Genomic DNA, 22,434 nt, shown 5'->3' with positions numbered 1-22,434 from the left:
CATCGCTATTTAATCGCGCGCTATATATTTGCCGGAAGAAAAGGGCCGGGAGGCCCTCTTGCAGCGGCGCTTCACGCCATCTCCAGCCCTCAGCCGTAGGCCTGCAGCCGCCGGCGCAGGTCGTCCAGTTCGCCCTTGAGCCGGCCCAGCTCGTCGGTGGAACAGGCGGCGGCGCAGAGCATGGCGGCGGGCACGGCCTCGGCCTGGCGACGCAGATCCCGCCCCGCCTGGCTCAGGCTCACCACCACCTGGCGCTCGTCGCTGGCGGCCCGGCTGCGGCTGAGCAGGCCCGCCGTCTCCAGGCGCTTCAAGAGGGGCGTCAGAGTGGCCGAATCCAGGCCCAGGGGCTCACCGATCTCGGACACGGTGAGGCCGTCCCGCTCCCACAGCACCAGCATCACCAGGTACTGGGGATAGGTCAGACCCAGGGGGCCCAGCACCTTGCGATAGACCTTCTGCATGGCCAGGGTGGTGGCATACAGGCTGAAGCAGAACTGGTTCTGCAGCAGCAGGGAGGCCGGGCTTGGCGGGGTGGTGTTGTTGGGCTTGTCATCCATGGCGCCTATATTAAATAGCGCGCTATTTAATTGCAAGCACTTTTATTAGCCTCCGGACGCCAGACTCCCCAGCCAGGCCAGCACCGCCAGCGCGGCCAGGGCGCCGCCCCGGGTGCACCAGGGCGGCCGCCAAGCCAGCAGGAACACCAGGCCGGTGGCCGCAGCGGAGAGCAGGCCGATCCACAGCACCACGCCCTGGGCCGCGCCCCAGCCCGCAAGGCAGGGCGCCAGGGCCAGCAGGCAGCCGCTCCAGCCGGCCAGGCGCAGGACCCGGCCCCGTCCCGGTGTCAGGGGATGGTGGTAGCGCTGCCGGTAGTGGCGGGCCATGCCCAGGCACAGGCCCAGCATGCCCAGATAGGCCAGGCCGAGACTGGCGGCGGCGTGCAACCAGGAAATGTTCATGCTGCCTCCTTGGCCGCTGCGGCGGCAAAACGGCGGCTCACCCGCCATCCCAGATAGACCAGGGCCAGGCCGCCGACGAGGGCGGTCAGATCCACCCCCAGGCGCATGGCATCCAGCAGCCCCGGGGCGCCGGCCACGTCGCACAGGGGCAGCAGGGCCCAGGCCAGGCCGGCGGCGTAGAGCTGCCCGCGCCAGGCCGCGCCGGGGGCACGCAGGCCGGCATGGACCAGGGTCAGGGCCCACACGGCGAAGAAGGCGCCGATCTCCCAGGCCGCCCGCTCCGCCAGGTCCGCCGGCAGCAGCCGGTTGGCCCAGAGGAAGGCGGCGCTGGCCAGCATCACCCCGGCCACGGTGGCCACGTTGAGGCTTTCGATGGCGCCATAGACCCGGGCCGTGGCGGCCCCGAATTCATGGCCGGGACGCTTGCGCCGCTTGATGGTGAACAGCACCAGCCCCACCGCCATCATGGCGGTGCCGGCCAGGCCGGAAAGGAAATACAGCCACTGGGCCGGATAGCCGCCGAAATGGACCAGGTGCAGCCCGACCTGGGTGCGGAAGGCGTAGGCCACCGGGTTCCACTCGGTCTGACGCCCCAGTTCCCAGCCGCTCACCGCGGCGAAGGTGATGTGGTCGGCGACGGCGCCGAGGCGGTCGTCCAGATGGCGCATGAACTGCACCGTGGCTTCCCGGTCGCCGGGGGCGCGGATGCCGATCCAGCCCACATGGCCGGCGCCCAGGACCGTCTCCGCCTCCTGCAGCAGGGGCGCCAGGGACGGCAGGGGCGCCGCCACACCCGCCGGCCGGCGCTCGAAGCTGCGCACCACGTCGCCCCGGGGGCCGCCGGCCTTGCCGTCGTAGAAATGGTAGGTGGCGGCGGGCAGGTAGCTGTCCACCAGGATCACCACGCCGGTATAGGTGATGAGCAGGAGAAAGGGCAGGCCGAGGACGCCGAGGACGTTGTGGGCGTCCAGCCAGCTGCGCTGGGCCGAGGACTGGGGGCGGAAGGTGAAGAAGTCCTGGAATATCTTCTTGTGCACCACGATGCCGTTGATCAGGGCCGCCAGCATCACCAGCCCCACCAGGCAGACGATGGCCCGCCCCACCTTGCCCGCATCCAGTTCGGCGTGGAAGTGGGTGAAGAAATGCCCCCCTTCCGTGGCCCGCACCGGCAGCACCTCGCCGCTTACCGGATGCAGGACTTCCTCCCGGGTCTGCTCCCGGTTGCCCCAGACGATGCCCACCGCCGGCTGGCGGGACGAGGGCATCTGCACGCGCCAGATGGGCGCCCCCTCACCCACCTGACGCAGGCGGGCCTCGGCCACCGCCAGGGCCCGGGCCGGCTCGGCCGGGGCATGGCGGATTTCCGGCCGCATCCAGTGGCTGATCTCCGGCTCGAACACGGCCAGGGTGCCGGTGAAGAATATGGGCACCAGCAGCCAGCCGAAGAGGAGACCGCTCCAGGTGTGCAGCCAGGACATGGACTGGGTGAACGTGGGGGCCTTCATGACAGCACCTTTCCCAGGTAGCCGAGGCCGGCCAGCAGGGCCGCCAGGGCCAGCAGCCAGCCCCAGGCCCGGGCGGCGCTGGAGGCGGCAAAGGCCCACAGCAGGGCCAGCAGCAGGGGGACGGGCAGGATCTGGCCCATGAGGAACCACAGGCTGACCCGGGCCAGGGGCAGCCACACCCCCAGGGCGAAGACCAGGGCCCAGGCGGCCGCGTAGCCCCCCAGGCCGGCCGCCAGAACGCGGCTCAGGACCTGGGTCCAGGATTGGTAGATACGCATGGCAATGCATCCGAAAAGGGGCCAGGGGCCCCGGTTGGCGAAGGAAAGGGCGAACACGGCAATGGGCGGCCTCAGGGCGCCATGGCCTCGGGATCGCCGAGGAAGGCCAGGGCCCGGGTCAGGGAGGGCAGGATCACCGAGCCGTGGTTCTCCCCGGCCAGCACCTCGTAGCGCACCGGCCCGGCCAGGCGGGCGCCGCCGGCCAGCCACAGGCCCATCTCCCGGGCGTCGGTGACCATGGGGCGGCTGGCCAGGAGGCGGGCCCGGGGCGAATCCGGGTTGTCGCTGGGCGGATCGTCCTCCCGGGCGCCGACGGTGATCAGCACCTGGGCCTGGCGGCGGGCGCCGGCGGCCAGCTGCTCCCGCTCCAGGCGCAGGTAGCGGTCGCCGTACCAGACCGAGGGACTGGCGGCGACGTAGGTGTGGAAGGCCTGGGGCCGGGTGAACAGCACGTGCAGGGCGAACAGGCCGCCGTAGGAATGGCCGAACAGGCCCTGGCGCGCCGGATCCACCGGGAACTCGGCGGCGATGAGGGGCTTCAGCTCCTCCTCGATGAAGGCCAGGAAGCGGTCGGCGCCGCCCTGACGCTCGCCGCCCCGCTCGGATTTGGGCCGGCCGGGCGGCAGGGGCGGCGTGTAGTCGTCGGCCCGGGCCGTCACCGCCTCGTCGGCGGAACCCGGATAGCCGATGGCCACCACCAGGGTGGGCGGCACGCCGGTGACGGCGGCACGCTCGGCCATGCGCCGGGCCACCACCGACAGGGTGGGAAAGGCCGTATTGCCGTCCAGGGCGTAGAGCACCGGGTAGCCGGCAGCAGGGGCGGCCCCGGCCGGCTTGGCGACGAAAATCCGGTAGGTGCGGCCGGTATGGCGGGACGTCACGTCCCGCTGCAGGGACTGGGGCAGTTCCACCGGACGCCAGGCGGTCTCGTCGCGAGCCAGGGCCGGGCTACCGCCCAGGGGCAGCAGGGGCGCCAGCAGCAGGCCCAGGAGGAGACCGCGGCCCAGGCGCAGGGACAACAAGCTCATAGATTGCATGGATGCCTCGAAAAAAAGAGCCCCCGGCCATTGCCACGGCCCGGGGGCGGGAGGAACGGACTCAGAAGTCCACCGAGGCCGACAGGCTGACGCTGCGGGGCGCGCCGATGGTGGCCATGGAATAGCTGTCGGAGAAGCTGCCGGAGAAGTAGTTCTTGTCGAAGACGTTGTTCACGTTGGCGCGGAACACCACCTTCTGCTCGGCCACCCGGGTCGTGTAGCGGGCGCCCAGGTCCAGGATGGTCCAGGCCGGCAGCTGGTGGGTGTTGGCTGCGTTCAGGTAGAACTTGCCGTTGTAGGTCAGGCGGCCGGTCAGGGTCAGGCCGTTCACCCAGGGCGTATCCCATTCGGAGCCCAGGGTGGCCTGCCACTCGGGCACCCCGATGGCGGTGTTGCCGTCATAGGTGCCGTTCTGGGTGCGGGTCAGCTCCGCCTTGGTGTAGGTGGCTCCGCCCAGCAGGCGCACATTGCGGCTCACCTCGCCGAAGGTGTTCCACTCGATGCCGCGGTGGCGACGTTCCTGGCCGTCGGTGTAGGCATTGCCCACCTTCATCATGCCCGGCTTGGTCAGCTCGAAAAGGGAGACGGTGTTGGCGAACTTGCCCGCTTCCCACTTCACCCCCACTTCCTTCTGCTCGGTCTTGTAGGGAGCGAAGGTATGGCCGTAGTTGGTGGCGGTGACGTCGGTGACCGTGTCGCCCTTGCTCAGGCCTTCGATGTAGTTGCCGTAGAGGGACACCGGCGCCGCCCAGGGCTTCACCACCAGGCCGACGGAGGGCGTCACGGCGCTCTTGTCGTAGCTGGAGGTCTGCACCCCGGTGGTGCCGTTGAAGTTGCGGGTGCGCACCCGCTGGTCCCGCAGGCCCAGGGTCAGCAGCACCTTCTCGTCGAGAAAGGAGAGGGTGTCGGCAATGGCCAGGCTGGTCAGGGTGGTTTCGCCGGTCTTGCGCGCGCTACGGGGCAAGGTGCCGACGTTGGCCGCCGCCGGGTTGTAGATGTTGGAGGCGAAGCTGGTGCCGGACTTGGTCAGGGAACCGCTTTCCTGCAGCAGGCCGGAGGTGCTCACCACCACGTCGTGGCCCACGTCGCCGGTCTTGAAGCGGCCCTTGAGGCCGATCTCGGAGGCGACGGAATCGCTGAAGCCGTACTGGCCGGTGAGCACCCCGGTGAAATTGCCGTTGGCCTGGATGTTGCGGGCATGGGTGCCGTTGATGAAGCCCCAGTAGTCGTAATGCTGGGTGCCCAGGGAGCCGTAGACGGAAAGCTTGTCGTTGATCTCGTAGTCGGCCCGCAGCATCAGGCCCATGTTCTCCAGGGTGCCGTAGGCGCCGGGGAACAGGTTCTGCTTGGCATCGGGCGCGCTGAGGGGGGACGGCAGGGAATCGGCGAACCAGTAGGCGGAGGCCGGCGTGCCGCCCTTCATTTCCTCCTTGCTGTAGTAGAAGTCGCCGGACAACACCAGGGCCTCGCCCCGGTAATCGGCGCCGACGGAGAGGAAATCACGCTTCTTTTGCTGGCCGTCGGTGGTGGTGTCCCCTTCCCGGTGGGCTGCATTGACCCGCAGGCCGATCTGCTTGGCGGGGCCGAAGCGGCGGCCCAGGTCCAGATGGGTGCCGATCTGGGAATCGGAGGTGTAGTCCACGGTCACCCGGGTCAGGGGATCGTCCGCCGCCCGCTTGGTCACCAGGTTCACCACGCCGCCGACACCGCCGCCGGGAGGCATGCCGGTGAACATGGCGCCGGGGCCCTTCAGCACTTCCACCCGCTCCAGGAACTCCACCGGCACGTGGCCCTGGGGCGTCATGCCGAAGAGGCCGTTCACCGACAGGTCGCCGGCGAAAACGTCGAAGCCGCGCAGGCGGAAGTTCTCGTAGAGGTGGCCGGCGGAAACGGTGTAACGGGCGGAGGGCTCGTTAGCCAGCACGTCGGCCACGGTGCGGGCCTGCTGGTTTTCCACCACGTCGGCGGTATAGGCGGTGATGTTGAAGGGCGTGTCCATCACGTCCCGGTTGCCCAGCATGCCCAGGCGGGCGCCTCGGGCCACCTGGCCACCGGCGTAGGGGGTCGGCAGGGAAAGGTAGTCGCCGCTGGCGGTGACCTTCACTTCCGGCAGGGCGGCCTCGCTGCGGGCCGGCAGGCGGCGCAGGGTGTAGGTGCCGTCGCTGCCGGGCACGGCTTCCAGGCCGCTGCCGGCGAGGAGTTTGACCAGGGCCGCATCGGGGGCAAACCAGCCGTCCAGGGCCGGGGCGGTCTTGCCGGCCACCAGGCTGGCATCCACCCCCAGCAGCAGGCCGGTCTTGGCCGCCAGCTGGGACAGGGCCTGGCCCAGGGGCTGGGCCGGCTGTTGCAGGTGGATGCCGGCCTTGCCGGCGGCCGGATCGGCCCACAGGGGCCCGGCACAGCAGAGGGCGAGGGCCAGGGCGGTGAGACGGAAGGCGGGCCGGGCCTGTCGGCGGCCGGGACGCTGGGCTGGTTGGGACATGCAGACTCCTGAAAAGACGGTCGAAAAAAAGTGGCTTTCACTTTCCATGACCGGCGAGAAACGGAATCGGGCAGTCCCCGGGCAAAATATTTTGAAAAATTTTCAGGTACGGACCCGGATCAGCCAGCGGGAGTGGCGCTCCACCCGCAGGGGCAGCACCTCGGCCAGCAGGCGCAGGGCCTTGTCCACATCGTCCGCCGGCAGGGCGCCGGTAAAGCGCAGGCGGGCCAGATCGTCGCCGCCGGCATGCAGGTGGCCGGGGAAATAGCGGTTGAGCTGGGCCAGGACCTCGTCCAGGGGAGCGTTGTCGAAAATCAGGCGGTGCCGCTCCCAGCTGTCGGCCGCCGGTGCCGCCGCCAGGGGCTCGGCCGTGCCGCCCGGCCCCAGGCGCAGGGCCTGGCCCGGTCCCAGGGTGACGCTGGCGCCGCCCCGGGCGGCCCGCACGGCGACGGAGGATTCGATGACGCTGACCAGGGTGCCGTCGCCGCTGCGATCCACCACATAGCGGGTGCCCAGGGCCTGGGCCGTGCCCTCCTCGCTCACCACCCGGAAGGGGCGGCCCGCCGGGTCGTGGGCTACCTGGGCCAGGACCCGACCGGCCAGGAGGCGCACCCGGCGCTCCGTGCCGGAAAAATCCAGATCCACGGCGGAACCGCTGTCCAGGGTCAGGCGGGAGCCGTCCGTCAGGGTCAGCTGCCGCACCTCGCCGATGCCGCTGCGCTCGTCTGCCAGCCAGTGCTGGCCGTGGCCCAGGAACAGCAGACAGAGGCCGAGCAGGGAGGCGGCCCCCAGCAGCAGCGGCCGGCGGGCCGGGGCGGCCCGGGGCAGGGGCTGTTCCAGGGCGTCCCACATCAGGCGGATCTGGCGGAACGTCTCCTGGTGGCGGGGGTCGGCCCGCAGCCAGGCCTGGAAGTCCCGCTGCGCCTCGCCGCCGGCATCGCCCTCCCCCGTCTCCTCCAGTTCGTCGGCCAGGCGCACCACCCAGGCGGCCGCGGCCTCCCGGATGGCGGCCAGTTCCTCCCGCTCACAGGTGGCCATAGAGCCTCCCGTGGCAATGGGCCAGGGCCTTGGCCAGATACTGCTTGACGCTGCTTTCGGAGACCTGCAGCTCGGCGGCGATATCGGCGTAGGAAAGGCCTTCCAGCCGGGCCAGGAGGAAGGCGCGGCGCGGCTTTTCCTCCAGTTCCTCGGAGAGCATGAGCAGCACCTGGCGCAGCAGCTGGCGCATGGCGACGATGTGTTCGGGGCTGGGCTCGCTGTCCGGCTCCAGGAGCAGGACCAGGGCCTGCAGGGTTTCCCGCTCCACCCGGGAGCGCTGGTGCAGGTTGATCAGCAGGCGGTTGGCCGTCACCAGCAGGTAGGCGCGGGGCTCCCGCAGGGCCGGCATTTCCGGCAGGGCCAGCAGCTTGAGGAAGGTGTCCTGGGCCAGGTCGGCGGCGTGGTCGCGGCAGCCCGTCTTCTTTCTCAGCCAGCCGAACAGCCAGCCGTGATGGGACCGGTAGAGATGGTCGAGGGACTCGGTCGAAGAAGCGACGTGCATGCAGGAACTCCGCGGGAAAGCCAGGTGGACGGAAAACGTGGCTGGCGCGGAGTAAGGCACTCACTGCTGGCTAGATGCGAATTATTCTCAAATATGTAGCAAGATGCAAGCGCCGCCCGGGGGGCCGACTCCCGCCGCCATCGGGGCCGGGGCATCGGCGGCACCTGGCACCGCCCCTCCCCGCCTCTTGTTCGGAAGGCATCCAGGCCCCAGAATAAACCGACGTCATCAGCCACCGCATCACTCACCGGGACCCCACCAGCCATGAATGCTCCAGCCAAGATTCCCGCCGTCGAGGCCCCGGGTGCCGACATGCCGCGCTGGCTGCCCCATGCCCTGGTGGCCCTGATCATCGCCACCCTGGTGGTGTCCCTGGCCGCCATGGCCATCTGGGAGGAGCGCATCCGCTATCGGGAGCGGGCCGAGGTGGCGACCCAGAACGTCTCCCACATGCTGGACCTGCACCTGAGCAGCGTCTTCGACAAGATCGACGTGGTGCTGCAATCGACGGTGGCCCAGTACCAGGAGCAGCTGGCCGGCGGCAAGGTGCGGCCCCTGGAACTGAAGCTCTATCTGGAACGGCAGCAGGCCCTGGTGCCCGAGATCATCAGCCTGCGCATCATCGACCGGGACGGCGTGGTGCGCTACGGTGCCGGCATTCCCGGCGGCGGCCCGGTCAACCTGGGGGACCGGGAGTACTTCCTGCGGGCCCGGGACGGCAGCGCCAGCGAACTGATCATTGCCGGTCCCCTCATGGGACGCATTGCCAAGCAATGGGTGGTCACCCTTTCCCGCCGCATCGAGGCCCCGGACGGCACCTTCGCCGGCGTGGTCTATGCCGCCATCCCCACCGTGCATTTCGAGCGCATCCTCGCCTCCGTCAGCCTCGGCCCCCAGGGCGCGGCTTCCATCCGCACCGCCGACCTGGCTCTGGTGCACCGCTATCCGAGCACCCGCAACGCCGTCGGCAGCCGGGAGGTTTCCCAGGAACTGCTGGACATGCTGCGCCGGCACCCGACGGACGGCCAGTACCTGGCCCGCACCAGCCTGGACGGCGTCGAACGCAACAATGCCTACCGCCGCCTGGAGTCCTACCCCTTCTACGTCATCGTCGGCATGGCCAGCCGGGACTACCTGGGCGGCTGGCAGGAGCACAGCCTGATCCTGGGCGGCCTGGCGGCCCTGGCCGTGCTGGCCATCGGCCTGGCCGCCTGGCTCATGTACCGCTCCGCCGAGCGCCTGCGGGCCGACCTGGCGGTGCGCAAACGCATCGGCACCGAGCTGGAGACCCTGCTGGAGGAACGCACCCGCCTGGCCACGGAACTGGCGGAGCGGGCCGACGAGGCGGAGGCGGCGAACCGGGCCAAGAGCACCTTCCTGGCCAAGATGAGCCACGAACTGCGCACCCCCCTCAACCACATCATGGGCTTCACCACCATCCTGCAGCGGGAAGTCCAGGGCCCCCGGGGCCAGGACCATCTGCACAAGGTGGAACAGGCCTCCCAGCGCCTCCTGGAACTGATCAACTCCATCCTCGACGTCTCCAGCATCGAGAGCGGCAAGATCACCCTGGCCCTGCGCGACTTCGGCCTGGCCGAGCTGCTGGAGGAGGCCCGCCAGGGCCTGGCCGAAGCGGCGGCGGCCAAGGGCATCGGCGTCCAGGTGGTGAGCGACCCGGCCCTGCCGGCCCGCCTGCACGGCGACCCGGAGCGCATCCGCCAGGTGCTCAACGGCCTGCTCGACAACGCCATCAAGTTCTCCGAACAGGGGCCGGTGATCCTGCGGGCCCACCGGGTGCCCAGCGACGACGGCAACGTGCGGGTGCGTTTCGAGGTCAGCGACCAGGGGATCGGCGTCGCCCCCGAACTGCGGGACAACCTCTTCCAGATCTTCAACCAGGGCGACAATTCCAGCACCCGCCGCTACGGCGGCGCCGGCCTCGGCCTGGCCCTGTGCAAGCGCCTGGTGGCCCTGATGCTGGGCGAGATCGGCTGCACCTCCGCCCCGGGCGACGGCAGCACCTTCTGGTTCACCCTGCCCCTGGGGGCAGTGGACGAGAACCCCGGGGTTCTCGGCGCCGGCGACTGGCAGCGGGTACGCCACGTGCTGGCCGAACTGGAAGCCCTCCTGGCCGCCGACAACTTCCAGGCCCAGACCCTGTGGAAGCGCTACACCCCCCTGCTCCACGCCGCCCTCGGCCCCGGCGCCCGGGCCTGCGACGAGGCCATCGACAGCATCGACTTCGACACCGCCCTGCGCTGCCTGCGGGAGGCCCGCCGCGCCGTGCCCGAGCTGCGGGACCCGGCCCACTGAAATACCGCCGGGCCGGTTGCCCCCCGGCACCCTGCCCCAGGATCAAGCAAGCACGCCCATCTCCGGCATGGGTCGGCCACAATGGCCGCCCCATCTGCCTCCCCGGGCATGCCCCGGGGGAAAATCCGGCGCAAAAAAAAGCGGGCTAGGCAGCCCGCTGTGTGTCATCCCCGGACGGACCCGGCGCTTCCCCGGGAATGGGCAGGCTGAAGAGGCGCTTCAGGCGCACGCATTCCGGATTGAGGCTGCCGTCCTCCAGCAGGGCCGGAAACTCCCGGCACACCGAAGGCCGGTTGTCGTAGATACCGCAGCGATTGTCCGCCTGCAGGGCGATGCAGCGCCCCTCCCCCGACTCCGTGCCCTTCATGCAGGCGCGGAAGGGCGTCAGGGACGACGTCAGGGCTTCCGGCACATAGCCGCCGGGCTGGGTATCCAGCTCCCCGTGGTAGAAGGAAACGCGAAAGAACTTGCAGCAACAGCCGCAGCCGACGCAGGGATGGTCGTTCCCCGCCATGTCGTAGAAAACCCGGTCGTCCTCGGTGCGAATGCTGATCTGGGGCATGTCGTTCTCCCGGCCCGCCCGGGCCGGCACAAGCAAAAGATGGATGGAAATGGCCCCCGCCGCACCACCTCCGTTGCCCACCGTGGGTTGGCAACCGGACAGGAGGGCCGGGGACGGGCAGTTTAAAAAAACTCGGCGCCCTTGATAAGCCCCCCGACACATCCGCCACATCACGACACTCGGGGCCGGCCCGCAGGCAGCAAGACGGCGATGTCTACGTCAGGCGCGGCACCACCTGCATTGGTGCATCGTCGCCGGTATCCGCCCCACTCCCACCCCCGTTCGTATGCCATTACAATATCCAAATTAGATACCTGCCACAGCCAGAGCGAATCTGCTCCAGCCTGGTCATCGCCACATCCTTTGGGGTAAGACATGAAATTCCTGCAACGTTTCGGCATCGGTGCCGCCGCCCTGCTCCTGCTGGCCTGCCTGCCCGGCTGCGGCCGCTATCCCTTCAACGCCCAGGGCAAGGTGAATGCGGCATTCACCCTACCGGGTGAAGTGTTGAAAGCGCGAGGGGTGCTGGAGGAGCAACTGGGCAGCGGTGCCAAGAAGCGCTTCGAGCAGGAATGGGAACGACGTCTGACCCTGCGGGCTCTGACCTGCAGCAAGGATTACGCACCGGCCTGGTATGCCTCCCTCGATGAGGTACGGAGCAAACTCAACGATCTGACCTGCTTTCGCGAGCAGGATGAATCCATCGGCCAGTGGCTGGTTCTGCTGCGGGTGGGCCTCGAACTGGCAAAGCCGGCCCTGCGTCCCGTTCCCGCTGCAGCGCCCCGCTTCATCGTCAGCGAAGACAGGCTGAGCGGTGGCGCCTTCGCCCGGGAGGCCGGCGTGGTGGCTCTGACCGGGACGGCCGGAGCCTTGCAGGTGGTGGATGTGGGATCGGGTCAGCTGATTCGCAAGGACAAGATCAACGATAACGCCAAAGTCCGGATCTCCTTCAACGGCCGGGTAGTAACAACTAGCGAAGCCAGCCAGCAGATGCGTTTCCGCAACGCCGAAAGCGGCGAGGAGATCGGCCAGTTGTCGGGGGTTCTCAACGGCATCCTGATCTGGCTGGACCGGGAACAAGCCATCTATTCCCGCCAGGTCAATAACCGGCTGCGGGCCCTGCTGGTGAACTTCCGCGACGGCCGGGAAACGGAACTGCCCTTCTCCAGGGTCATGGCGGCCTACAACGTGCCAGACGCACCCGGACAGTTCATTCTTTACACGGACAAGGGTATGTCCAAGGTGGAAATTGTCAGCCGGGACGGCAACACCACGGCCACCCTGGTCAGTGAGGGCAAGGCTGCATACAACAGCTGGGGCCGGGAGTCCCCCGCCCAGACCGCGGACGGCAGATTCCTCGTTGCTCCCGCGCAGGCCGGGCTGACGGTACTGGATACGGAAAGCATGAGCACCAAAGCAGTGGACCTGGGACCGGGAAGTTCGGTCCAGATGGTTGTCGCCACTGAAGACGCGGACAAGGTCATGCTGCGGCTCATCACTCCCGCCTCCGCCACCTCCAGCCCTTACCGGGACTATCTCTACACCCTCTCGGCTGGAAACCTGACCCCCCTGGAAAGCCCGGCCAGCGGTGATCTGACCTACGTGCCGGCACTCAAGGCCCTGTTGGTATTCAACAACGACCGGATCACGCGCTACGAAGCCGTGGCGGCTGGCGACCCCATTGGGGTGGACCAATTCGCTGCCGACCGGCGCATGGCCCAGATACAGCGCCAGATGGATTCCATGCAATATCCTCTCCCACCTGAATCTGGCACTTTGTCTCTCTCCCGGCCCCAGCCTCCTGCTCCGCCATCCGCCGGCTCGGCGCCAGTGTTGGCCGGTCTGCCGGGCAACGCCAGAATCGAAGCCATTGGCGTCTACCAGGGCATCCGCTCCCCCCGGCAAAGAGCGGGTGAAGTGCCGGCCATCCCGGTCCGGGTGCACAACACCGGACGCCCCCTGGTACTGGTGCTGAGTTCCTACGAATCGGTGACGTGGCAGGTACAGGCGGACGCCGGCGTAAAGATCGTTGCCGTACTGCTCAGCGGCTACAAATCATCAACTGTTCAGGGCACGGGCGATGCCCGCATCATGTCCCTGGGTACCCACCACGCCTACGAACCGACCGGAACACAGTACGAGGAGTTATCCATGGCCGTGCTGCGAACCACCGGCAGGCGTATCCACAACATGCAGGGCGCCTACGAAGGACGGGAATTCGCGATCCGCAGCAACTGAACCTTCCCCGAAAAAAAGGCGGCACCGGATTGCCCGGTGCCGCCTTTTTCTTTGCAACCAAGGTCAATGCCGGAGCTCAGCCCTTGGCAAAGCGCATCACCCCGCCCTCGTCGCAACTGACCAGGATGGTGTCCTTGGGGCCGAAGTTGCCTTCGAGAATCTGCTTGGCCAGCGGGTTCTCGATGTGCTGCTGGATGGCCCGCTTCAGCGGGCGGGCGCCGAAGATGGGGTCGAAGCCGGCCTTGGCCAGTTCGTCCAGGGCGGAATCGGCCACCTCCAGGCGCATTTCCAGCTGGGCCACGCGCTTTTCCAGATAGCCGAGCTGGATGCGGGCGATGTTGCGGATGTTTTTCTCGTCCAGGCTGTGGAAGACCACGGCCTCGTCGATGCGGTTGATGAACTCGGGGCGGAAGTAGCTCTTCACCTCGCCCATCACCGCCAGCTTGATCAGCTGGTAATCGTCGCCGGCCATCTGCTGGATCATCTGGCTGCCCAGGTTGGAGGTCATGACGATCACGGTGTTCTTGAAGTCCACCGTGCGGCCCTGGCCGTCGGTCATGCGGCCGTCGTCCAGCACCTGCAGGAGCACGTTGAAGACGTCCGGGTGGGCCTTTTCCACCTCGTCCAGCAGGATCACGCTATAGGGCTTGCGTCGCACCGCTTCGGTCAGGGTGCCGCCTTCCTCGTAGCCGACGTAGCCCGGAGGCGCGCCGATGAGGCGGGCCACGGAATGCTTCTCCATGAACTCGCTCATGTCGATGCGGATCAGGTGCTCTTCCGAATCGAAGAGGAACTCGGCCAGGGCCTTGCACAGCTCGGTCTTGCCGACGCCGGTGGGGCCGAGGAAGAGGAAGGAGCCGTAGGGCCGGTTGGGATCGGAGAGGCCGGCGCGAGAGCGGCGGATGGCGTCGGACACCAGGCGCACGGCCTCGTCCTGGCCCACCACCCGCTGGTGCAGGCGGTCTTCCATTTTCAAGAGCTTGTCCCGCTCGCCCTGCATCATCTTGGAAACGGGAATGCCGGTGGCCCGGCTCACCACTTCGGCGATTTCCTCGGCGCCCACCTGGGTACGCAGCAGCTTGTTCTGCTGCTGTCCGCCTTCGCTGGCCTTCTCGGCCACCTTGAGCTGGGCTTCGAGCTGGGGCAGTTTGCCGTATTGCAGCTCGGCCACCTTTTCCAGCTTGCCTTCGCGCTGCAGCTTGGCGATCTCGGCCTTGATCTTGTCGATCTCTTCCTTGACGTGGGCGGCGCCGTGGACCTGGGCCTTCTCGGCCTTCCACACTTCCTCCAGGTCGGAATATTCCTTCTGCAGCTTGGCGATTTCGTCCTCAATCAGGCCGAAGCGCTTCTTCGAGGCTTCGTCCTTCTCCTTCTTCACCGCTTCCCGCTCGATCTTCAGCTGGATGATGCGGCGGTCCAGCTTGTCCATCACTTCCGGCTTGGAGTCGATTTCCATCTTGATGCGGGCGGCGGCCTCGTCGATGAGGTCGATGGCCTTGTCCGGCAGGAAGCGGTCGGTGATGTAGCGGTGGGAGAGTTCTGCCGCGGCAACGATGGCCGGGTCGGTGATGTCCACGCCGTGGTGCAGCTCGTACTTCTCCTGCAGGCCGCGCAGGATGGCGATGGTGGCCTCCACGGAAGGCTCGTCCACCAGCACCTTCTGGAAGCGGCGCTCCAGGGCGGCATCCTTCTCGATGTACTTGCGGTATTCGTCCAGGGTGGTGGCGCCGATGCAGTGCAACTCGCCCCGGGCCAGGGCGGGTTTCAGCATGTTGCCGGCGTCGATGGCGCCCTCGGCCTTGCCGGCGCCGACCATGGTGTGGATTTCGTCGATGAAGAGAATGATGCGGCCTTCATCCTTGGCGATGTCGTTGAGCACGGCCTTGAGGCGCTCCTCGAACTCGCCCCGGTACTTGGCGCCGGCCAGCAGGCCGGCCATGTCCAGCACCAGCACCTTCTTGCCCTTCAGGGTTTCCGGCACCTCGTCATTGACGATGCGCTGGGCCAGGCCCTCGACGATGGCGGTCTTGCCGACGCCGGGCTCGCCGATCAGCACCGGGTTGTTCTTGGTACGGCGCTGCAAAATTTGAATGGCGCGACGGATTTCGTCGTCCCGGCCGATCACCGGGTCCAGCTTGCCCTGGGCGGCCCGCTCGGTGAGGTCCACGCAGTATTTCTTCAGGGATTCGCGCTGGCCTTCGGCCTCCTGGCTGTCCACGCCCTGGCCGCCGCGCACGGCGTCGATGGCGGCTTCCAGGGGTTTCTTCTCCAGACCGTATTGCTTGGCGATGCGGGAGGTTTCACCCTTGTCGCCGGTCAGGGCCACCAGGAACATCTCGGAGGCGATGAACTGGTCGCCCCGCTTCTGGGCTTCCTTGTCGGTGAGGTTGAGCAGGTTGGTCAGGTCGCGGCCGACGGTGACGTCGCCGCCGTGGCCTTCCACCTTGGGCAGGCGGGCGATGGCCTGTTCCAGGGCGGTGCGCAGGGGCGGCACGTTGACGCCGGCCCGGGCCAGCAGGGAGGCAGTGCCGCCGTCGTCCTGGTTGAGCAGGGCCAGCAGCAGGTGGGCCGGGTCGATGAACTGGTTGTCGGCGCCGATGGCCAGGCTCTGGGCGTCGGCCAGGGCCTGCTGGAATTTGGTGGTGAATTTGTCGAAGCGCATGGGAGCTCCTTTCCGATGGATTGACCGGAAGATGGGGGCACTCCCTTTGATTTCAACTACCTGGCCGCCCTAATTGCAGGGCCGCGCTTCATGGCCGGCGGCAGCCCGCAGCCAGCGGGCCTCCAGTTCCTCGGCCGGCAGGGGATGGGAAAACAGATAGCCCTGGCAGGTGCGGCAGCCGTTTTGCAGCAGGATGCCACGCTGCTGGTCGGTCTCCACCCCTTCTGCCAGGATGTCCATATCGAGGTGCTGACCCAGCTCGATGATGGAGGCAACGATGTTGGAACTGACCGGGTCGTCGGCAATGTCCCGGATGAAGCTGCGGTCCAGCTTCAGGGTGTGCAGGGGGAAGCGCTTGAGGTAGGAAAGGGAGGAATAGCCGGTGCCGAAATCGTCGATGGCAAGCCGGATGCCCATGGCCTCCAGGGCTTCCAGCTTGGCGTCCACCTGGGCCGAATTGTCCATGAGCAGGCTTTCGGTGATTTCCAGCTCCAGGTAGCGGGGCGCCAGGCCCGTCTCCGCCAGGATGGCGTTGATGCGCTGCAGCAGGTCGGCCTGGCGGAACTGGCGGGAAGAGAGATTCACCGCCACCCGGCGGATCGGCAGGCCCCGCGCCACCCACTGCTGCATCTGGCGGCAGGCCTGGCGCAGCACCCATTCCCCCAGGGGCAGGATCAGGCCGGTTTCTTCCGCCAGGGGAATGAAGCGGGCCGGCGGCACCAGTTCGCCACCGGGAAGGCTCCAGCGCACCAGGGCCTCCACCCCCTCCAGGCTGGCGGTGCGAAGATCCACCTGGGGCTGGTAGTAAAGCAGGAACTCCTCCTTCTCCAGGCCCCGGCGCAGGGCCGCCTCCAGGGCCAGGCGCGCATCCGCCTGCCGGGTCTGGGCTTCGCTGTAGAAACGGAAGGTGTGGCGCCCCGCCGCCTTGGCCTGGTAGAGGGCGGAATCGGCATGCTGGATCAGGGTGGTGGCGTTGTCCCCGTCCGCCGGATAAAGGCAGATGCCGATGCTGGCGCCGACGTAGACCTCGCTCCTGTCGTCGAGACGGAACGGTGCCGCCAGTTGCTCCAGGAGCTTTTCCGCCACCACGGCGGCCCGTTCCGGGGTGGCCGCGGTTTCCAGCAGGAGCAGGAATTCGTCGCCGCCCAGACGGGCCAGGGTGTCGCTCTCCCGCAGGCAGGGCCGCAAGCGCTCGGCCACGGCACAGAGCAGGCGGTCCCCGGTCGGATGGCCGAGGCTGTCATTGACGTCCTTGAAGCGGTCCAGGTCGAGGAAGAGCACGGCACCGCTGCCGCCTTCCCGGGCCGAGAGGCTGAGGGCATGCTCCAGGCGGGCCAGGAACAGGGTGCGGTTGGGCAGGTCGGTCAGGGGATCGTGGTGGGCCAGGTGCAGCAGCTTCTGCTCGGAGCGCCGGATCGGCGACAGGTCGAGAAACACGCCCACATAGCTGACCGGCTGGTGCGCCTCGTCGCGCACCGTGCTGATGGTCAGCCATTGGGGATAGGTTTCGCCGTTTTTGCGCCGGTTCCAGATTTCCCCCTGCCAGTGGCCGCTCTCCAGCAGGTCGCGCCACAGCTGGCGATAGAAGGCGCCGTCCTGGCGGCCCGACTTGAGCAGGCGCAGGTTGAAGCCCTGCAGTTCCGCCTCGCCGTAGCCGGTGATCTGGCAGAAGGCCGGATTCACCGCTTCCACCCGGCCCTCCAGGTCGGTCACCACGATGCCCTCCCGGGCGGCGGAGAAGACGGCGGAGGCCAGGTTGAGGCGATGCACGTAATCCCGGCAGGCCGCCAGCCCCCGGGGAGTGCCGCTGCGGTAGAGCAGCAGGTAGAGCACGGCGGCGCTACTCCCCAGCACCAGCACGGCGGCACCGCCGTCGGAGAGGCCGGCCGCGCCCTGCAGCAGGGCCAGCAAGGCGCCGCCGGCACACAGGTAGAGCAGCACCAGGGGCCAGGCCTGGCGGTGCCCGGGGCGCAGCAGGGGATTGGCGCAGCAGGCCGGCGCCGAGGATTTCGGCGCCGGGCTCAAAAGAGTTCCACCAGGCCGCCGGCCGGCGCCTTGCTGCCGCCGGTGATGCTGGCATAGAGGCCCTGCACCAGCTGGTCCAGGGGTTCCTCCCGGGGGTGGCAGGCCTCCAGGGACTCCAGGGATTCGAGCTGGAGTACCAGGGACTGAACGTAGTCCTCCATGCGCAGCATGCCCTCCTGGATGCGTTCGATCTGCTGCCGGGTGATGTCCTGGAACTGGATGCTGCTCATCACCTGGAGAATGGCCTGGTCCAGCATGGCGGCGCCGTCGCAGATGAGGCGCACCGAATTGGCCTCGCCGCTGATGGCCTGCTGGATGCCCTCGGCCAGCCCTTCCAGCTGGGCGGTGATGGCCTGCAGGGAAGTACGTTCCGCGTCCACGTGGGTGCCGGCCAGCTTGTGTTCGAACTGGGACTGGATGCTCTGGGCCATGGCCGAGATGCCGGCATGGATCTGGGTGGCGGCCTGGTCCACCTCGCCCGACAGCTTGCGCACCTCGGTGGCCACCACAGCGAAGCCGCGCCCCGCCTCCCCGGCCCGGGCCGCCTCGATGGCGGCATTCAGGGCCAGCAGGTTGGTCTGGCCGGAAATGTGCCGGATCACCTCCACCAGGCCGCCCAGGGCCCGGGTTTCGCCGATGACCCGGCTGGTGCGCTGCTGGTCCTCCGCCGATTCGCTGACCCGCTCTTCGATGTACTGTTCGAGACGGGAGATGACGGTGCGGTTGTGGGCCATGCGGGCCTCCGTGTCTTCCGTCAGGCGGGCGCTCAGCTCGTCGGCCTGGGACACCATCTGCTTGAGGTCGCCCATGGTGGCGTCCAGGTTCTCGCACTGGACGATGATGTCCCGCGCCGCCCCTTCGGTGATCTGCACCAGCTGGCCCAGCTGCTCCCGCGTCAGCTCGCCGACCCGCCCCACTTCCCGCACCCGGCCGGCCAGTTCGGCGGCGCAGGCCAGGCGCTCCCGGGAGCGCTGCTGCAGATGCTCGGCCGCCACCCGGGAGCCGAGCAGGAAGTCCCGGTAGAACAGGCGGGAGATGGCGTAATGGACGCAGAAGGCAACGACCACGATGCACATCGAACCCAGGGTATCCACCACCCGGTCCGACAGGCCCAGGGAATTTTCGGCAAAGCGGTGAAAGGCTTCATGGCCGCCATAAACGGCGGCCCCCGTGGCGGCGGCGATGGACAAAAAGGCCAGGATGCCGCGCTTGAAGAGGCGTGATGCTTCCAATGATTCCTCCAGGGAGCTGTTGTTGTCCCGCATCCACGGTCGTGGTGATGGTTCCTGGAGTTGCGCGCCGGGATGGGGTGGTTTGCGGCTGCCACAAACATGGCCGGCAGCCCTGCCGGCCGCCACCGATTCCAACCAGGACGAATTTATGACGCTTTGATTCGCCCCGGTATCACCCGGGACCTGATTCCCCTATCACCTTCCTGCCGGAGGTTTGTCGTCGTTGCAACTACAGCCTGCCGGGGAAAGCTCGAGCCGTACGGAATGGCCCTAGAAGGGGGCCGGCGGGCTGGCGATGAGGCGGTTGTTGATGGCGTAGAGGGTCAGTTCGGCATTGTTGCGGATGCCCATCTTGGCCAGGATGCGGGCCCGGTAGGTGCTGATGGTGTTGGGGCTGCGGTGCAGGGTTTCGGCGATCTGGGAGACGGAGCGTCCGGCCGCCAGCAGGCACATCACCTGGTACTCCCGGTCGGAGAGGTTCTCGTGGGGCAGGCACTGGCGCCGGCCGCTCACCTCCAGGGCCAGCCACTCCGCCAGGCGGGCGCTGACATAGGTGCCGCCGGCGGCCAGCTTGCGCACTGCCCGCACCAGTTCCTCCGGTGCGTTTTCCTTGTTGAGAAAGCCGCTGGCACCGTTCTTCAGGGCGCGCATGGCCAGGTGCTCCTCCGAGTGGATGCTGAAAATGAGAATGGGCATGGCCGACGCGATGCGGTGGATTTCCGGCAGGGCCTCCAGGCCGTTGCGGCCCGGCAGGTTCACATCCAGCACCAGCACGTCGAAGCTGCGCTGTCGCAGCAGCAGCAGGGCCTCGTCGATGGTGCCGGCCTGGGCCGCCACTCGCATGTCGTGTTCCTGGTCGAGGATCTGGCTGATGCCCCGGCTGACGACGGGATGGTCGTCAATGACCAATATTTCCAATATCCGTCTCCCTTGTTATAAGTGGAACGAGAACCCGCACCCGGGTGCCCTCGATTTCCGGGCGGGTGGCGATGTGCACCTCGCCGCCGCATTGGGCCGCCCGCTCCTTGATGCCCAGCAAGCCCAGGGAATGGCCGTGGGCGGGCAGCATCGGCATCCCCCTGCCGTTGTCCCGCACCTCCAGCAGGACCCGGCCGTCGGCCAGGCCCAGGCTCACATCGATGCGGTTGGCCTGGGCATGGCGCGCCACATTGGTCAGCAGTTCCTGGCAGATGCGGAACAGATGGGTGGCCAGGACATCCGGCAGCTCCAGGCGCTCCCGGGGCACCACCACGTTGCAGCGGATGCCCAGGCGGCGGCGGAAATCGTCCACCAGCCACTCGACGCCGGCCCCCAGGCCCAGGGTGTCGAGGATGCCGGGGCGCAAATCCCAGGAAATGGTGCGCACGGCGCGCAGGGTGTCGTCGATGAGGCGGCCGACCTCCTGCAGCCGGGTCTTTTCCTCCGCCTGTCCGCCCAGCAGGCGGGCCCGCAGCCAGGCCATCTCCAGCTTCAGCACGGTCAGGCTCTGCCCCAGCTGGTCGTGGATTTCCAGGGAGATGCGGGAACGCTCCTCCTCCCGCACCCGCTGCAGGCCTTCGTTGAGGGCCCGCAGCTGGTCCCGGGAGCGCATCAGTTCGGCGTCGGCCTGCTTGCGGGCGCTGACGTCGTGGATATAGCCGTGCCAGATGACGCAACCGTCGTCCTCCAGCCGCGGCACCGCCTTGCTCTCCACCCAGCGCACGCCCCCCTGGGGATGATGCACGCGGAACTCGCAGTGCCAGGGGGCCATGGTCCGGGCCGACTCCAGCACCACCGCCAGCACCCGTTCCTGGTCGGCGCCGTGGATGCGGCTGAGGACCGGCCCCAGGTCCTCCGTCAGGTCCTCCGGCCGCAGGCCGAAGATGTCCACCGAGCCCTGCATGGCGTAGGGAATGCAGAAAGTGCCGTCGGGCCGCAGCTTGATCGAATAGATGACCCCGGGCACCGAAGCCGCCACCCGGGCCAGCTTGTCCTGCAGCATGAGGCGCTGCCGCAGGCCCTCTTCCGCCTGGCGCCGGGCGGTGATGTCCATGTGGATGGTGACCAGGCCCTGCAGGCCCGAACCCAGGGGCGTCGCCTGCAACAGATACCAGCGCTCGCCGGCAGGACCATGGCAGGGATACTCGATGCTGGCCACCGGCAGCCTTTCCTCCAGCACCGCCTGCATGCCGGCCAGGGCTTCCGTCGCCGAAGCCTCGGGAAAGGAGCGGCGGCAGACCTCGAAATAGTTGAGCCCCACCCCTGCCGCCAGCTCCTCGCCGGCGCCGTTGCCGAGAGCGAACTCGGACCATTTGCGATTGGTGCGCAGGATGTTGCCCTCCCGGTCCAGCACCGCCACGGCCACGTCGAGGGAATTCATGATGGCGTTGGTGAGAATCTCGTTGCGGCTGGCCAGGGCCTGGCTGCGCCGGTTCTCCGTCACGTCCAGCAGGGTCCACTGCAGGTAGCGCTCGCTGTCGAGAAAGACCAGGTCCACCGAGATCAGCAGGTGGCGCACCTGGCCGTCCGGGCGACGGATGGAACGCTCGCTCTGGTAGCCCCGTCCGTCGATGAGAATGGAGGCCAGGGCCACCTCCCGCTGCTGGGGCGAGCCCCACAGATGCAGGGCGAAGGACGTCATGCCGATGACCTCCTGCCGCTCCAGGCCGTAGATATGGAGAAAGGCGGGATTCACATCCACCAGGGAGCCGTCGGCCACCCGGCAGAGGGCGATGCCCGCCGGGCAGGTGCGGAAGATGGTGGAGAAGCGGGCCTCGCTCTCGCGCAGGGCGATTTCCACCTTCTTGCGCTCGGTCACATCCTGCAGGGTGCCCATGGCCATGGCCCCGCTCCGGCGCCGGCGCTTGCCGCCACGGCCGGGCAGACCCGAGGAGAGGGAGAGATGGCGCAGGCCCCGGTGCGAGTCGCCAACGCGGAATTCCACCGTCCCCGGCGCTGCCGTCGTCGGCGGATGCAGCCAGATGCGACGGATGCGCTCCCGGTCTTCCGGCACCACGCATTCGAGGAATTCGGCCAGACGCGCCGCCCGGGTCGGCAGGCCCAGCAGCAGGCTGGCGCGGCCGTCGAGGAAGATGCGGTCCTGCTGATGCTCGTAGCACCAGATGCCCAGGTCCGACGATTCGAGGGAGAGGTGCAGCAGCCGCCCCAGGTTGAGGGAGGACAGCAGGCGGGGAATGGTTTCCCGGTCGAGCAGCAGCAGGCTGCAGGACCACCCGATGCCGACCAGAATCAGCGCAGTCAGGAAGTCCGGCCAGATTCCTCCCATGATTCCTTCCTCCAGCATGTCCTAGTCGCTAATGGCGCCCCCCTTGCCGCCCGCCCCGACCGCTCCTCCCGGAGATAGGCTGAGATTCGGCGGCAATGGAACTGAGCCCAGAAAAAGGCCGGTGTATTCTTGTTGTGAACAAACGATGTATTGCGCTACGTCCTGTTCCCCTCCCCCACGCCTTGCTGGGGACCACAGGAGCTTCCATCCGTACGCTGCAACCCATCCGGACCGGATTGAGGCAGAACGTCGAGGCAGCATCGGCCCTGGACCTACCGACCAAACTCACCATTTTAGGGCGCCGGACCTGGCCCACCTATCAGGAGCCGATTCATT

At 67.9% G+C, this 22,434-nt stretch carries 16 protein-coding genes; 2 read left to right on the top strand and 14 right to left on the bottom strand.

All coding sequences use genetic code 11. The annotated features are described in order from the left end of the window. Nucleotides 1-89: 89 nt before the first annotated feature. The 8 genes from EV678_RS01810 to EV678_RS01780 all read right to left on the bottom strand — a co-directional run bounded on the left by EV678_RS01810 (nt 90) and on the right by EV678_RS01780 (nt 7,801). Nucleotides 90-557: a MarR family winged helix-turn-helix transcriptional regulator gene (locus tag EV678_RS01810; protein ID WP_130458303.1), complete on the bottom strand. Its 468-nt coding sequence runs from the start codon at nt 555-557 to the stop codon at nt 90-92. A gap of 45 nt (nt 558-602) precedes the next feature. Continuing rightward, complete coding sequence (locus tag EV678_RS01805) at nt 603-959, bottom strand: DUF3325 domain-containing protein (protein WP_165397438.1); 357 nt, start codon at nt 957-959, stop codon at nt 603-605. Further along, nucleotides 956-2,464, bottom strand: a complete 1,509-nt coding sequence (locus EV678_RS01800) for a PepSY-associated TM helix domain-containing protein (protein WP_014237230.1) — start codon at nt 2,462-2,464, stop codon at nt 956-958. Before EV678_RS01800 ends, EV678_RS01805 begins: the two co-directional genes overlap by 4 nt. Beyond that, on the bottom strand, nt 2,461-2,742 hold the full coding sequence (locus tag EV678_RS16015) for an iron transporter (RefSeq protein WP_165397437.1): 282 nt from the start codon (nt 2,740-2,742) through the stop codon (nt 2,461-2,463). The genes EV678_RS01800 and EV678_RS16015 overlap by 4 nt, the downstream gene beginning before the upstream one ends. 71 nt (nt 2,743-2,813) lie before the next feature. Then, complete coding sequence (locus EV678_RS01795) at nt 2,814-3,779, bottom strand: alpha/beta hydrolase (RefSeq protein ID WP_130458300.1); 966 nt, start codon at nt 3,777-3,779, stop codon at nt 2,814-2,816. 61 nt (nt 3,780-3,840) lie between these two features. Then, complete coding sequence (locus tag EV678_RS01790; protein WP_130458299.1) at nt 3,841-6,261, bottom strand: TonB-dependent receptor; 2,421 nt, start codon at nt 6,259-6,261, stop codon at nt 3,841-3,843. A gap of 102 nt (nt 6,262-6,363) precedes the next feature. Continuing rightward, entirely contained in the window at nt 6,364-7,299 is a 936-nt protein-coding gene (locus EV678_RS01785; protein WP_130458298.1) for a FecR family protein, read from the bottom strand. Continuing rightward, nucleotides 7,286-7,801 carry a sigma-70 family RNA polymerase sigma factor gene (locus tag EV678_RS01780; protein ID WP_130458297.1) on the bottom strand — a complete coding sequence of 172 codons (516 nt, stop codon included), beginning with the start codon at nt 7,799-7,801 and terminating at the stop codon, nt 7,286-7,288. The genes EV678_RS01785 and EV678_RS01780 overlap by 14 nt, the downstream gene beginning before the upstream one ends. 264 nt (nt 7,802-8,065) lie before the next feature. On the opposite strand from EV678_RS01780, the gene EV678_RS01775 reads away from it, so the two are divergent. Then, nucleotides 8,066-10,114, top strand: coding sequence for a sensor histidine kinase (locus EV678_RS01775; protein ID WP_130458296.1), 2,049 nt, complete (start codon nt 8,066-8,068; stop codon nt 10,112-10,114). Between the two features lie 145 nt (nt 10,115-10,259). Here the strand turns inward: EV678_RS01775 and EV678_RS01770 are convergent, their stop codons facing one another. Continuing rightward, nucleotides 10,260-10,676 carry a YkgJ family cysteine cluster protein gene (locus EV678_RS01770; protein WP_130458295.1) on the bottom strand — a complete coding sequence of 139 codons (417 nt, stop codon included), beginning with the start codon at nt 10,674-10,676 and terminating at the stop codon, nt 10,260-10,262. 375 nt (nt 10,677-11,051) lie between these two features. Between EV678_RS01770 and EV678_RS01765 the strand changes: the two genes are divergently transcribed. After that, nucleotides 11,052-12,914, top strand: coding sequence for a hypothetical protein (locus EV678_RS01765; RefSeq protein ID WP_130458294.1), 1,863 nt, complete (start codon nt 11,052-11,054; stop codon nt 12,912-12,914). A 76-nt stretch (nt 12,915-12,990) separates the two neighbouring features. Here EV678_RS01765 and clpB read toward each other — a convergent pair whose 3' ends face one another. From clpB to EV678_RS01740, 5 genes are all read right to left on the bottom strand, one after another. Next, nucleotides 12,991-15,576: an ATP-dependent chaperone ClpB gene (clpB, locus tag EV678_RS01760; protein ID WP_130458293.1), complete on the bottom strand. Its 2,586-nt coding sequence runs from the start codon at nt 15,574-15,576 to the stop codon at nt 12,991-12,993. Between the two features lie 69 nt (nt 15,577-15,645). After that, nucleotides 15,646-17,601, bottom strand: a complete 1,956-nt coding sequence (locus EV678_RS01755; RefSeq protein WP_130458292.1) for a putative bifunctional diguanylate cyclase/phosphodiesterase — start codon at nt 17,599-17,601, stop codon at nt 15,646-15,648. Next, complete coding sequence (locus EV678_RS16540) at nt 17,598-18,833, bottom strand: methyl-accepting chemotaxis protein (protein WP_328590239.1); 1,236 nt, start codon at nt 18,831-18,833, stop codon at nt 17,598-17,600. Before EV678_RS16540 ends, EV678_RS01755 begins: the two co-directional genes overlap by 4 nt. 270 nt (nt 18,834-19,103) lie before the next feature. Then, entirely contained in the window at nt 19,104-19,751 is a 648-nt protein-coding gene (locus EV678_RS01745) for a response regulator (protein WP_130458290.1), read from the bottom strand. Then, the gene (locus tag EV678_RS01740; protein ID WP_165397436.1) at nt 19,732-22,098 is read right to left on the bottom strand and encodes a PAS domain-containing sensor histidine kinase; all 2,367 of its coding nucleotides are present in this window, start codon (nt 22,096-22,098) and stop codon (nt 19,732-19,734) included. Before EV678_RS01740 ends, EV678_RS01745 begins: the two co-directional genes overlap by 20 nt. Between the last annotated feature and the right edge of the window lie 336 nt (nt 22,099-22,434).

This window comes from Azospira oryzae (genome assembly GCF_004217225.1).
GTDB classification, from domain to species: domain Bacteria; phylum Pseudomonadota; class Gammaproteobacteria; order Burkholderiales; family Rhodocyclaceae; genus Azospira; species Azospira oryzae.
The sequence above is the reverse complement of the archived record's forward strand: the minus strand, read 5'-3'. Positions and strand labels throughout refer to the sequence as shown.